Here is a 12640-nt window from a genome sequence, read left to right as displayed (position 1 = left end):
GGGAACAGTAGGTAGCCCTCCTCCCGGCAATAAATGAGGGTTCGCCGGACGACTTTCGTCGGTTCCGGAAATTCGCCCCGTAAACGGACAATCCTCACGTTCGGTCCCCACCGGCCTTTTCCGTGCGGTCATCCACCGCACCCATAAGGAGTGAGCGTGAAAGTACGCTTCGGCAAATTCGTCCTGCTGGCCGCGAGTGCGGCGTTGGCGGTGGTCGGTCTCGCCGGCCCCGCGACGGCCGAGACGTCGATCATCGGCGGCAGCAACGCCTCGAGCGGTCCTTGGGCGGCGCGGCTGTTCGTGAACGGCCAGCAGAACTGCACCGCGACGATCATCGCGCCGCAGTACATCCTGACCGCGAAGCACTGCGTGAGCAGCTCCGGCACGTACACGTTCCGGATCGGCAGCCTGGACCAGACCAGCGGCGGCGTGACGGCCACCGGGTCGACGATCACCCGGAATCCGAGCGCCGACCTGGCGATCGTCCGCCTGACGACGTCAGTGAGCGCGACGTACTCCCCGCTCGGCGCCGTCGGCGACGTCACGGTCGGCCAGAACGTCTCGGTCTACGGCTGGGGCGCGACCAGCCAGTGCGGCTCCGAGATCAACTGCCAGTCGCGCTACCTGAAGGTCGCGACGGTCCGGGTGAACTCGATCGGCTGCAGCGACTACGCGGGCGGCGTCGCGGTGTGCGCGAACCGCGTCAACGGCATCACAGCGGGCGGCGATTCGGGCGGCCCGATGTTCGCCTCGGGCCGCCAGGTCGGCGTGGCGTCGACGAGCGACCGGTCGAACAACACGGCGTACACGAACATCACGCGTTACCGCAGCTGGATTTCCAGCGTGGCCGGAGTTTAGTTTCCCGGGAAATCCCGAGGACGGAAGAAAGCGGTCAGCTGGGCCCGCTCGAGCCGGGCCCAGCTTTCCGTCACCGCGAATACCGCGACGCCACCGGTCGGGAACGCGTCGATCGCCGTTCTTCCGGCCAGCTGGAAAGTCACATCGCTGACGCTGGTCTCGTGCCCGACGAGCGCAAGCCTCACGACGTCCTCCGGCGTCCGACGCGCGATGTCCAGGTAGTCACCCCCGTAGAGGTCACCGTCGTACTCGACCGGCGGCTGCTGTTCGAACTCCCCGGAGACGAGCCGCCAGGTCTCCCGCGCCCGGCGAGCCGTGGAGCAGCGCACGCGCTCGGGCAAGTAGCCGTTTTCCCTCAGCCAGCGCCCGGCCTTGGGGGCGTCTTCGAGCCCCCGCGGCCCGAGAGGACGTTCGTGATCATCAACGCCCTCCGGCCAGGCGGACTTGGCGTGCCGGACAACGAGAAGCAATCGATCCACAGCTGAAGCGTGTCACAACACCGGCCAGACTGCGCCGGTGCTCGCCCGATGGACCACTGACCTGCGAGTTTGAGTGGGCCGCCTGGGGCTCGAACCCAGAACCTACGGATTAAAAGTCCGCAGCTCTACCAATTGAGCTAACGGCCCGTGTGCTCAGCTTAGCCGGGACCTGCTCGGCGGCCGTCTGCGGGTGGATCAGCCCGCTGTGGAGGTCAAGACTGGTCTTGCCCCGGCGGACCTGCCCATGATGGCGTCCATGCCTGACGAAAGCGGTTCGCTGCTGATCCTCACCGGGCCGCCCGGGGCCGGGAAGTCCACCGTCGCCCAGTCGGTTGCCGAAGGGGCGACGCGGCCGACCGTTCACCTGCACACCGACAGCTTCTACGTCTGGATCCGGACCGGCTTCGTGCCGCCGTACCTGCCTGCGGCCGCTCAGCAGAACGAGGTCGTGCTCGGCGTGCTCGCCGAAGCCGCGTGCGGGTACGCCCGCGGGTGTTACGACGTGGTACTCGACGGCATCGTCGGGCCCTGGGCGTTGCCGCCGTTCCGCGACGCCGTGAAGCGGGACGGTCTGGACCTGTTCTACGTCGTCCTGCGGCCGAGCCTCGACGTGACGCTCGCCCGCGGGACCGCCCGAGAAGGCCGGGAACTCACCGAGATCGAGCCCATCAAGGCCATGCACTGGGCGTTCGCCGCCTTGGGCGAACTCGAGCGGTACGTGCTCGACACCTCGGAGCAGAGCGTCGAAGAGACGACGTCCGCCGTGCGGCTTCGGGGCCGCACGGCGGACTTTGCGCTCTGACGCTCCCTTATGGACGGATCAGCACGTCACGTAGAGACCCGTGTACGCCGTGCACTTCTTCGACGCCGCGTCGTTCGCGGCGTTCGGGTCGGCCGGGGTGCTCGCCGCGCGCTGGGCGGTGGTCGTGAACGCGCCCCAGGCGAGGATGCCGCCTTCGGACGTGAACTTCGCCGTTGCCGAGGCGCCCGCGGAGAGGGTGCCGAACGTGCAGCTCAGCGTCGTGCCGGACTTGGTGCAGCCGGTCATCGAGGTGACCGTCCGGTTCGGACCCGGGTTGACCGTCACGCGGACGCCGGTCGCCGAGGCCGGGCCGGTGTTCGACACCGTGACCACGTAGTCGACCCGGGCGAACACGCCGATGCGCGGGGTGGCGGCCAGCGCGACCTTGACGTCGGCCTTCTGCGCCGCCGTGATCGTGACGGCCGGGCCGTCCTCGACGCCGAACGCGTAGTTGTCGCCCGCGAACTGGTGCTGCAGCGTGTACTGGCCGCCGATGGCGTCGTCCTTGACGCGGAAGGTGAACGTCACCGTCGCGCTGTCGCCGGGGCCGAGGTCGCCGACCCCGCCGCGGAAGCTGCTCAGGTACTGCGCGCACGGCGCGATCGAGCCGGTGCACGACACGAGGTCGACCACGTCGACGATCGGCGATTCCTTGGCGTAGACCGCGGCCTTCGCTCCGGTGATCGTGAAGTCCGTCGGGTTGTAGAGCTGCTCGGTGACCGTGAACGTGTCGCCGGCGCCGAGGGTGGTGTCGCTGACGTCGAGGGCGCTGGCGGGCGGGGCCGCGGACGCGACGGCGGGCGCCGCCATGAGGACCGCGGCGGTGAGCGCGGCCAGAACGGCGGTTCTTCGACCGGTTCGCTTCATAGTTCGTTCTCCTGTTTCCGAACCGAGGGTGCCGCTCCGACCGGTGGGGACTGGTACTGCGCAGCAGGTGACGAAGATCAGATCGCCGCTCCCGAAGATTCGTTACCGGGTCCGCCAAACCGTGTCTGAACTGGGGTTATCAGCCGTTGCCCGGTCACCGGGCGGCGCCGCGAACCGAAATTGTCGTACCCCTGTGGCACGCTCCGCGCATGACCGAACACATCGTCTACGGGCCGCGGCTCACCGGTGAGCGCGCCGAGCTGACCCAGGTCGCGGGCGAGCTGCAGGCGCTGACCGAGACCGTCGACTACTACCGGCGCACCTTCGAGCTGAAGTGCGCCGGGCTGACACCTGCGCAGTTCTCGGAGCGCTCGGTATCGCCGTCGTCGCTGTCACTGCACGGGCTGCTGCGGCACCTCACCGGTGTCGAGCGGTGGTGGTTCCAGATCCAGTTCGCGGGCGAGGACGTCCCGAACCTCTACCTGTCCGACGACGACCCGGACTTCGAGTTCACCGTGCTGGACGGGAACGTCGAGGACGAATTTGCTTTGTGGCGCGCCGAATGCGAGCGGTCGAGGGAGATCGTCGCGGCGAGCTCACTGGACGCGACCGGTACCCGGCGGAGCACCGGCACGCCGTTCACCTTGCGCTGGCTCATGTTGCGGATGGTCGGCGAGTACGCGCGCCACTGTGGACAAGCCGACTTGATCCGCGAACGGGTCGACGGCGTGACGGGCGAGTGAATCAGTCCTTTCAGTCCTTTCGGAACCGAAGAAGGAGGCCGGAGACGAGCGGAATGACGATCCAGCAGGCGTAGGCCCAGGTCGTGAAGAACGCGACCGGGATCGACACGGCGAAGGCGGCGATCATCACGCCGGCCCCGCGGTAGGTCCTGCCGAAGAGCTCCGGCGGGGTGTCCGCGCGGTACAGGTGGTGGCGCTGGATCTGCCAGACCATCAGGACGAACACGGTCATCGCGACGACCTGCACGACGGCGTAGAAGACGAAGCGGAATTCGAACGCGCCGTCTTCGCCGATCACCTTCGTGGCGAAGGGCATGATCACCTGCATCAGCAGCCAGACGAAGGTGAGCCTGATCAGGCCGCTGGTCACCCTGGTGACGTGCTCGAACAGACGGTGGTGGGCGCGCCAGTGCCCGCCGATGACGGCGAAACTGATCAGGAAGGAGATGTATTCGGACTTGTGATCGCCGAGTGAGTGCAGCAGCTCGGTGCCGGAGGGCCCCTCCGGCAGCGGCAGCTCGAGGGCGAGCAGGGTGATGGCGATGGCCACGACGGCGTCCGAGAAGAAGACGAGCCGCTCGGCGGCGAACAACCGTTCCTCGGATGCGGCGGCGGTGTCTTCGCCGGGCGTGGCGTCAGTCATGGTCGGAAAGGGTGCCAGACGCGATCGGGTGACCGAAGCCGAGGTCACCCGGCGTGGCTCGGTGGGCTTGCTCAGCGGGATTGGCCGGCAAGCGTGGTTCGACGGGCTCGGTCGGCTGGCGCGGTTCGGCGGGCTCGGTCGGCTGGCGTGGTTCGACCGGCACGGTCGGCAGAGGCGGTCCGGCGGGCTTGGTCCAGTGGGCCTGGTCGGCAGAGGCGGTTCGACGGGCTTGGTCCAGTGGGCCTGGTCGGCAGAGGTGGTTCGACGGGCTTGGTCCAGTGCGCCTGGTCGGCGGGGCGTGGTTTGGCGAGCGTGGTCGCGCAAGTTCTGCTTGGCGGGCTTGGCTCAAGCGGACCTGGTTTGACGGACTTCGTCCACGAGCTTGGTCGGCAGGCATGACTGGAGAGCGCGGTTCGGCAGGCGCGGGTTCCGTAGGCCTGGTTCAGCAGGCTTCGGCAGGCCTAGTCGGCAGGCTTGGGCTGGCGAGCATGGTCCGGTAAGCACGGATCGGTGGACTTGGTCGGCGGGCATGGCTTGGTGAGCTCGCGGCGAGCGTGGCTCGGGAGCCGCGGTCGGCGGGCTTGGCTCGGGAGCCGCAGTCGGCGGGCGTGGTTCGGCTGGGCAAGCCGGCTGGCGTGGTCAGGCGTCGTGGCAGGCGCTGGGTGAACGGTTGCCGGCCGAGCCTTTGGTGGGTGACTGCTCGGCCGTGGTCGGGGTCAGGTGCGTGCGATGCTGAGGTCATGACCGTCGATCCTGATTGCGGGCTGTTGTCTCCGGTGCGGGCTGGGACTCCGGCCGAGTCTTCGACCGGTGATGAGGCCTGGTTGCGCGCCATGCTTGATGCCGAAGCTGCGTTGGCTCGAGCGCAGGCTCGGCTCGGTACGGTGCCCTCTGCCGCGGCGGACGCGATCACCGAGGTCGCGGGTAGCGCGCGCATCGATGTCGTCGAGCTGGCGCGGGAGGCGCGGGCTACCGCGAACCCGGTTGTTGGGCTGGTCAAGGCGCTGACGTCGGCCGTCGGCGCTGGCGCGCCCGAGGCTGCTGAGTACGTGCACCGGGGCTCGACCAGCCAGGACATCTTCGACACCGCGATGATGCTGGTCGCCGCCCGGACGCTGCGGCCGCTCGCCGATGACCTCGACGCCACCGCCGGGGCCCTGGCCGAGCTGGCCCGCGCGCACCGGGACACGGTCATGGCCGGCCGGACGCTGACGGCGCACGCCGTGCCGACGACCTTCGGCCTCAAGGCCGCGGGCTGGCGGCAGCTGGTGCTGGACGCGTCCGTGCGAGTCCGCCGGGTACTGGACGGCGGCCTGCCCGTCTCCCTGGGCGGCGCGGCCGGAACGCTGGCGGCGTACATCGAGTACGCCCGCCTCGCCGACGCTGGGTCGAGCGAAGCTGCGCGTGCGGACACTGGGAGTGCCGACGCCAGGTTCACTGACGGGGTGGCTGCCGGCATCGGGGCTGCGGGCGCGGAAGCAGCCGGCACCGAGTTGGCCTTCTCCGGGTCGGACGAAGCTGCGCGTACGGACGCTGGGCCCATGGCTGACGGCGCCGGGCCTGTCGACATCGAGTCTGCGGGCATCGAGCCTGCGGAGGCCGGGGCCGCGAGCGCCGGACTTGCGGACGGTGGGTCTGTAGGGGCTGGGGACGCCACCGGGTATGCGGAGGCCGGGTCTGTGGGGGCGGGTTCTGCCGACGCCGGGTATGCGGAGCGGTTGACCGTGGCCTTTGCCGAGGAGACCGGGCTGGCCGTGCCGGTCCTGCCGTGGCATTCGCTGCGGACGCCGGTTGTGGACCTCGTCGGCGCGCTCGCGTTCACCGCGGGTGCTCTGGGCAAGCTTGCGGTCGACGTCGTCACGCTCACGCGGACCGAAGTCGGTGAAGTCACCGAACCGGCCGCGGAGGGGCGGGGCGGGTCCTCGGCGATGCCGCACAAGCGGAACCCCGTGCTGGCGACGCTGGTGCGCTCCGCCGCGCTGCAGGTGCCCGTGCTGGCCGCCGGGGTCACGCAGTCGATGCTGGCCGAGGACGAGCGGTCGGCCGGGGTGTGGCACGCCGAGTGGCAGCTCGTCCGGGAATGTCTGCGGTTGACCGGTGGGGCCGCGTACACGGCCGTCGAGCTGGCGCGTGGGCTGACCGCTCATCCCGGCCGGATGCGGGACAACCTGTCCTCTACCCACGGGCTGATCGTCTCCGAGCGGCTGTCGGCGGTGCTCTCTCCACTGCTCGGCAAGGCCGAGGCGAAGGAACTGCTCGGGGAGGCGTCCCGGCGGGCGGTGCGCGAAGGCCGTCCGCTGCGGGAGGTGCTCGACGCGCTTCCCGCGGTCACCGACGTGCTGACGCCGGCCGCGCTCGACGCTCTGCTGGACCCCGCCGGGTACACGGGCGCGGCGGGCACGCTGGTCGATCGCGCCCTCGGCTCCGCAACAACAGAGCCCTCGACCTGGGCCGGAGGGTCCGCGAAAATTCTTTGAACCGCCTTCGCCGAGTGTCCGTGTAGTGGGTATCAGGCAGCCGCACCGAGCGGCGGAAAACCCCTACGGACACAAGGAGAACTTCCATGCTTCGCACGCGCATCGCCGTCTCCGTCGCCGCTGCGGCAGCCGGGCTGGCAGTGCTCACCGCTTGCTCGGGCGCCGAAACCGCACAGCCCGTCGTCGCTCCGGCGGCGGCCGGTGGCACCGGCGGCGGCCAGCAGCTGGGCAACGCGGCCCCGGCGTCGAACGAGTCGAAACTCGTCGTCGCCGATGTCGCCAGCGTGGGCCAGGTGCTCACCGACCAGAACGGCATGACCCTCTACCGCTTCGACAAGGACACGGCGAAGCCGCCGAAGTCCAATTGCTACGGTGACTGCGCCAAGGCTTGGCCGCCGATGCTCGCCACCGGGGACGTTCAGGTCCAGGGGGTCGACAAGAGCCTCGTCGGCAAGGTGACCCGGGACGACGGGACCGAGCAGATCACCGTCGGCGGGTGGGCGCTCTACCGCTACGCCAAGGACACCAAGGCCGGTGACGCGACCGGCCAGGGCGTCAGTGGCGCCTGGTACGCCGCGAACGCCAAGGGTGGCAAGGCTGGGCAGGCCGCGGCCGAAGCCGGTGTCGTCAAGCTCAGCGCCACCAAGATCGACGGCCTCGGTGACGCGATCACCGACCAGAACGGCATGACCCTCTACCTGTTCACCAAGGACACCAAGAAGGCCAAGACCTCCGCCTGCAACGGTGACTGCCAGAAGACCTGGCCCCCGGTCCTCTCGAACGGCAAGGTCGAACTGCAGGGCATTGACTCGAAGCTGCTCGGCAGCATCAAGCGCGCGGACGGCACCGAGCAGGTCACCATCGGCGGCTGGCCCGTCTACACCTTCTCGAAGGACCTGAAGCCGGGCGACGCGAACGGCATGGGCGTCAACGGCACCTGGTTCGTCATCGAGCCGGCCGGCTGCAAGCTCGGCACCAACCCCGCGACCGCCGCCACCAGCCAGGCTCCGGCCAGCAGCGGCGGTACGGGATCCAGCAGCTCCAGCGACTCCGGTGGCTACAGCTACTGAGCCACCGAACCCACTGATCTAGTGCGCGAGGCCCGGCGGACGCTCTTCACGAGCGACCTCCGGGCCTTGCTCGTTGTGGTCACGGCGCAGGAACGGACGGCGACGCCGGGGCGCCTCGGTGTCCGCGACGGCGACGCGGTCGCGGTCGGCAGCCGAGCGGTCGGCAGTCGAGGCGTCGACGACCGGGACGCGCTCGGTGCGGTCGTTGTCGACGACACGGTCGCGGTCGGTGCGCTGCTCGACGACCGTGGGCTCGTCGACCACCTCGTCTTCTTCGGGCACGAGAATCGTGCGGCGGGCCGGGAAAACGGCGATCAGCAGACCGAGCGCGGCGACACCGAGGTGCAGCCAGGTGTCGGCGGGGCCGAGGTCCATCGGGTTGCCGGCGGTGGCGAACGGGTTGTTCGAGATGAGGCCGTCGATCATCAGGCCCCAGACGAACAGGGCGCCGTAACCGATGAACAGCAGCCAGCCGAACGTCCGGGCGCGGCCCGAACCGAACGCGAGCAGCAAGCCGACGACGCCGGTCACGACGCGGACGAGGCTGCTCAGTGGATTGCTCGAGAACCGCCACAACCCGGCGTCGTGGTGGCCGGCGAAGTTCCCGACGCCGGTCCTGGTGAATCCGATGATGCCGACGATGATGAACGCGATCCCGGCCAGTCCGGCCAGTACCTGCGCCGGCTGCAGGCCGCGAACCCGGATGCGTGCGCCTTTCGCGTGAGCCATGACTCCAGTCCTTCCCAGCATGTGGTGACGACTGTCACCGCACCCAGGTACCCCGCGACCACTGTGCGCGAAACGAGGCGAAAACCCCCAGACGTCCGATCACTGGCACCGTACCGATGACAACGATGTCGGAAATCGCCGGACCATCCACAGTGGACAGCAAACGGCCTACTGGTCGGTGTCGGCCAGCGCGCCGTGCGCGCCCGAACGCGGCAACGGCCAGGGCTGGACGCCGCCAGTGGTCTCGACCTGTCGGACGGGCGGGGCCGGGGCCGTGGAGTGCGCGCCGATCCAGGCGAGGAGGTCGGGGAGCTGGGACTTGAAGGTGTTCATGTTGTGCCCGGCATCCGGGATGCGCCACGACGAAAACCGCAGTGGCGGGCGCACCGCGAGGCGGATTTGGTCGATGGCATAGCTTTCGTAGCTCTCTTTGTCACCCGCGATGGCGAGGATGTCCACCGGCGACGGGTGCAGGCGCACGTTGAGCCGGACGTTGTTGGCGTCGTTGATGTCCTGCCGGCCGTGGAAGAGGTCCTCGGTCTCGGCGTCGACCTGTGCCTTGTCGTAACCGCTGACGCTGACCGCCTGCCCGTACCACTGCGGGTGCCGGGTCACCAGGTTCATCGCGCAGTACCCGCCGGACGACCAGCCCGCCATCGTCCAGGCGCGCCGGTCCGGCGCCGCGCCGAGCTTCTGCAGCGCCCAGTCCCGCAGGTCCGCTGTGAGGTAGGTGTCGTTCGCGGTGCCGTTGACCTCGTCGACGCACTCGGTGTCGTGGCCGACCTTCGGGACGCCCGTCGGGTCCGGCACGATCACCACGGTCGGGGCCAGCACGCGCTTGCCGATCGCCGCGTCGAGCTGCTCCGGCAGGTGGTAACCGCCGGTGACGACCTCGGGGCCGGACGGGTAGTTCGGGATCCACTCGATCACCGGGAACTTGAGGTCCTTGAACGTCGGGTCGAAGTACTGCGGCGGCAGGTAGACGGTGACGTCGCGGGTGAGCTTGGTGCGCCGCCCGGTCACCTTCATGTGGACGACGGTGCCCTTGCCCTCACGAGCGTGCGCCACCGCCGTGTCACGCAGCTTCTCGAGGTCCTCGCCGTTCTGCGACGCCTCGGCGTCGGTGCCCTGCGCGGAGTAGACGCCGGTGCCGAGCAGCGAGCCGACCGTCGGGAAGAACCCGCCGATCATGTTGCCCGCCATGCCGGTGGAGACGACCGTGAGGACGACCGCCAGCAGGATCGTCGCGCTGCGCCACAGGCGCTTGCGCTTCCAGCGGTCCCAGAACCACGGCACCGCGATGATCGCGAGCAGCGTCAGCACGACCACGATGATCATGTTGACCGGCGAGTCCAGCCGGATGCTGCTGAGGTGCATGGGACGGGTCCTTCCAGACGGGCAAACGCGCGCCCGGATTGCGGGACTCGCGTATATAGCACGTTTGACCCACCACCTGCGTTGCGGCCCTGTGAGTTCCGTCATAGGGCCGCAACGCGGGACTCGCTCAGCGTTCTCTCAGGAAATCACTGCGCGAAAGCGCGCGTCAGCACCATGATCGCCTGCGTGATCGCGGCTTCGGCGGCGTGGGTCTCGCGCATCGAGTTCACCATCACGAAGTCGTGGATGATGCCCTGGTACCGCACGGCCGTGACGGGCACGCCGGCCTGACGCAGCTTCGCCGCGTACGCCTCACCCTCGTCGCGGAGGACGTCGGCCTCGCCGGTGATCACCAGGGCCGGCGGCAGCCCGGAAAGCTCTTCCAGCGACGCGCGCAGCGGGGACGCGGTGATCTCCGCGCGCTGGGCGGGGTCGGTCGTGTACTGGTCCCAGAACCACTTCATGCCCTCGCGGCCGAGGAAGTAGCCCTCGGCGAACTTCGTGTACGACTCGGTGTCGAAGTTCGCGTCGGTGACCGGGTAGAAGAGCACCTGCTGGCGGAAGGTGACGTCGCCGCGCTGCTTGGCGAGGATCGTCAGCGCCGCGGTCATGTTCCCGCCGACCGAGTCGCCCGCGACGGCGATGCGCGTGGTGTCCAGCCCCTTCTCGGCGCCGTGCTCGGCGACCCACTTCGCCACGGCGTAGCTCTGTTCGATGGCGACCGGGTAGCGCGCCTCCGGCGAGCGGTCGTACTCCGGGAAGACGACGGCGGCACCGGTACCGGCGGCCAGCTCGCGCACCAGGCGCTGGTGCGTGTGGAAGTCGCCGAACACCCAGCCCGCGCCGTGGACGTAGACGATGACCGGCAGCGGCCCGGAAACGCCGGCCGGGCGGACGATCCGGGTCTCGACCTCACCGGTCGGGCCGCCGGGCACCCGGAGCACCTCGATCTCGGCGTCGGCCATGGCGACCTCGCCGTCCTGGACGCCGTCGACGGCCTTGCGTCCCTCCTCCGGCGGCAGCTGGAACAGGTACGGCGGCTGGTCGGTGGCCTCGGCGAACGCCTGCGCGGCCGGTTCCAGGGCGAGGTTGTGCGGGTTGGCGGTCATGTCGTCCTCCTCGGGGGCGGTGAAGCTGACCTCCTGAAGGTAGCTCGCAACTGAGTTGTGCACAACTGAATGACGTCCAATGAGATTAAGGGCACTTAGGTTGCATCGCCGGACCGAGAACGGGACCATGGAGAGTTACGAGAGAGGAGGACGCCATGGCGTCGCTGCGACTGGACGACCAGCTCTGCTTCGGGCTGTACTCGGCGTCGCGCGCGGTGACCGCGCTCTACCGGGTCGTCCTGGAGGACCTCGACCTGACCTACCCCCAGTACCTGGTCATGTTGGCGCTCTGGGAGCGGGACAACCGGCTCGTGAAGGACCTGGGCGCCGAGCTGAGCCTCGACTCGGGGACGTTGTCGCCGCTGCTCAAGCGCCTGCACGCGGCCGGCCTGGTCGAGCGCAACCGGCAGGCCGACGACGAGCGCGCGGTCATGGTCAGCCTCAGCGAGACCGGCAAGGCGCTGCGCGAGAAGGCCGAGGGCATCCCGGACGTCATCGGTACCGCGATGGGGCTGGACGACGACGGCGTCGCCCGGATGCGGGCCGAGCTGGACCGCCTGACGGAGTCGGTGAACGCCTACCGAGAGGCCCGGTCCCCGGCATGATCAACCACGACGACGCGCTGAAGGCCGTCGAAAGCAGCCTCGACCGGCCTTCCGCCGCCCGGATCTACGACTACTTCATCGGCGGGAACACGAACTACGCGATCGACCGCGCGTTCGCGGAGAAGGTCCGCGCCCGGCTGCCGCTCATGGGCGACTACTGCCTGACCAGCCGCCAGTTCCTCGGCCGCGCCGTGCGCGAGTGCGTGCGCGCCGGGATCCGGCAGTTCGCCGACATCGGTTCCGGCCTGCCCACGGCGGGCAACGTCCACGAGGTCGCCGACGAGACGCGCGAAGAGCTCGACACCCGCGTGCTTTACATCGACAACGAGCCGATCGCCCTCGCGCACTCGACGCTGCTGCTCGCCGACACCGCCGACCCGCAGCGCCACCACGCGATCGCCGCGGACTTCCTGCAGCCCGAGGACCTCTGGGACCGGGTGGCCGCGTCCGGCATCATCGACGTGCACGAGCCGATCGCGCTGGTGATCAACGCCGTCATGCACTTCGTCAAGGACGACCAGGGCCCCGACGAGCTGCTCGCCTTCTACCGCGAGAAGCTCGCACCCGGGTCGCTGCTGGTGCTGTCGCAGATGACCAACGAGAACCCGGTCAACGACGACGAGCGGCAGGCGCTGGTCGACCTGCTCGAGTACTACGAGACCACGACCAACCCGGGTTTCCTGCGGACGATGGCCGAGTTCGGACGCTTCTTCGGCGGCTGGCCGATGCTGGAGCCCGGGCTCGTCTACGCGCCGGCGTGGCACCCGGACGCCCGCACCGTGTTCGCGGCGTCGCCGTCCGAGTCGCGGGTGATCGGCGGCATCGCCCGCAAGCCCTGATCCACCCGGCTTCCACCCCCGGGTTGACGCTCCGCGGCGACG

13 protein-coding genes and 1 tRNA gene are annotated in these 12640 nt (G+C 69.4%); 7 read left to right on the top strand and 7 right to left on the bottom strand.

The window, feature by feature from the left end; translation table 11 throughout:
* Window positions 1-156 precede the first annotated feature (156 nt).
* A complete protein-coding gene (locus tag VA596_RS19465; RefSeq protein ID WP_323329132.1) occupies window positions 157-858 on the top strand; it encodes a S1 family peptidase in 702 nt (233 codons plus the stop codon).
* On the opposite strand, the gene VA596_RS19460 is transcribed toward VA596_RS19465, so the two are convergent.
* Together VA596_RS19460 and VA596_RS19455 are read right to left on the bottom strand one after the other, a co-directional pair.
* Window positions 855-1337, bottom strand: coding sequence for a SixA phosphatase family protein (locus VA596_RS19460; protein ID WP_323329130.1), 483 nt, complete (start codon window positions 1335-1337; stop codon window positions 855-857). The two genes, VA596_RS19465 and VA596_RS19460, sit on opposite strands and share 4 nt — an antisense overlap.
* 74 nt (window positions 1338-1411) lie before the next feature.
* Window positions 1412-1484 (bottom strand) — tRNA-Lys (locus VA596_RS19455).
* A gap of 109 nt (window positions 1485-1593) precedes the next feature.
* Here VA596_RS19455 and VA596_RS19450 point away from each other — a divergent pair.
* The gene (locus VA596_RS19450) at window positions 1594-2139 is read left to right on the top strand and encodes an AAA family ATPase (protein WP_323329128.1); all 546 of its coding nucleotides are present in this window, start codon (window positions 1594-1596) and stop codon (window positions 2137-2139) included.
* 18 nt (window positions 2140-2157) lie between these two features.
* On the opposite strand, the gene VA596_RS19445 is transcribed toward VA596_RS19450, so the two are convergent.
* Window positions 2158-3006 (bottom strand): COG1361 family protein, encoded by an 849-nt coding sequence (locus tag VA596_RS19445; RefSeq protein WP_323329126.1) that lies wholly within the window; start codon window positions 3004-3006, stop codon window positions 2158-2160.
* 209 nt (window positions 3007-3215) lie between these two features.
* Between VA596_RS19445 and VA596_RS19440 the strand changes: the two genes are divergently transcribed.
* On the top strand, window positions 3216-3749 hold the full coding sequence (locus tag VA596_RS19440; RefSeq protein WP_323329124.1) for a DinB family protein: 534 nt from the start codon (window positions 3216-3218) through the stop codon (window positions 3747-3749).
* 10 nt (window positions 3750-3759) lie between these two features.
* Here VA596_RS19440 and VA596_RS19435 read toward each other — a convergent pair whose 3' ends face one another.
* Window positions 3760-4392: a TMEM175 family protein gene (locus VA596_RS19435; RefSeq protein WP_323329122.1), complete on the bottom strand. Its 633-nt coding sequence runs from the start codon at window positions 4390-4392 to the stop codon at window positions 3760-3762.
* 740 nt (window positions 4393-5132) lie between these two features.
* On the opposite strand from VA596_RS19435, the gene VA596_RS19430 reads away from it, so the two are divergent.
* Together VA596_RS19430 and VA596_RS19425 are read left to right on the top strand one after the other, a co-directional pair.
* Complete coding sequence (locus VA596_RS19430; RefSeq protein WP_323329121.1) at window positions 5133-6869, top strand: class-II fumarase/aspartase family protein; 1737 nt, start codon at window positions 5133-5135, stop codon at window positions 6867-6869.
* A gap of 86 nt (window positions 6870-6955) precedes the next feature.
* The gene (locus VA596_RS19425; protein ID WP_323329119.1) at window positions 6956-7939 is read left to right on the top strand and encodes an SCO0930 family lipoprotein; all 984 of its coding nucleotides are present in this window, start codon (window positions 6956-6958) and stop codon (window positions 7937-7939) included.
* Between the two features lie 18 nt (window positions 7940-7957).
* Here the strand turns inward: VA596_RS19425 and VA596_RS19420 are convergent, their stop codons facing one another.
* The 3 genes from VA596_RS19420 to VA596_RS19410 form a co-directional block, all read right to left on the bottom strand.
* The gene (locus VA596_RS19420) at window positions 7958-8668 is read right to left on the bottom strand and encodes a DUF4383 domain-containing protein (protein ID WP_323329117.1); all 711 of its coding nucleotides are present in this window, start codon (window positions 8666-8668) and stop codon (window positions 7958-7960) included.
* A 168-nt stretch (window positions 8669-8836) separates the two neighbouring features.
* Entirely contained in the window at window positions 8837-10045 is a 1209-nt protein-coding gene (locus tag VA596_RS19415) for an alpha/beta hydrolase (protein ID WP_323329115.1), read from the bottom strand.
* Between the two features lie 146 nt (window positions 10046-10191).
* Window positions 10192-11154, bottom strand: coding sequence for an alpha/beta hydrolase (locus VA596_RS19410; RefSeq protein ID WP_323329113.1), 963 nt, complete (start codon window positions 11152-11154; stop codon window positions 10192-10194).
* A gap of 155 nt (window positions 11155-11309) precedes the next feature.
* On the opposite strand from VA596_RS19410, the gene VA596_RS19405 reads away from it, so the two are divergent.
* Together VA596_RS19405 and VA596_RS19400 are read left to right on the top strand one after the other, a co-directional pair.
* Window positions 11310-11759, top strand: coding sequence for a MarR family winged helix-turn-helix transcriptional regulator (locus VA596_RS19405; RefSeq protein ID WP_323329111.1), 450 nt, complete (start codon window positions 11310-11312; stop codon window positions 11757-11759).
* Window positions 11756-12598, top strand: a complete 843-nt coding sequence (locus tag VA596_RS19400) for an SAM-dependent methyltransferase (protein WP_323329109.1) — start codon at window positions 11756-11758, stop codon at window positions 12596-12598. The genes VA596_RS19405 and VA596_RS19400 overlap by 4 nt, the downstream gene beginning before the upstream one ends.
* The last annotated feature ends 42 nt before the right edge of the window (window positions 12599-12640 follow it).

Source organism: Amycolatopsis heterodermiae (genome assembly GCF_034929455.1).
GTDB classification, from domain to species: domain Bacteria; phylum Actinomycetota; class Actinomycetes; order Mycobacteriales; family Pseudonocardiaceae; genus Amycolatopsis; species Amycolatopsis heterodermiae.
This window is presented reverse-complemented; position numbering and strand designations above follow the sequence as displayed.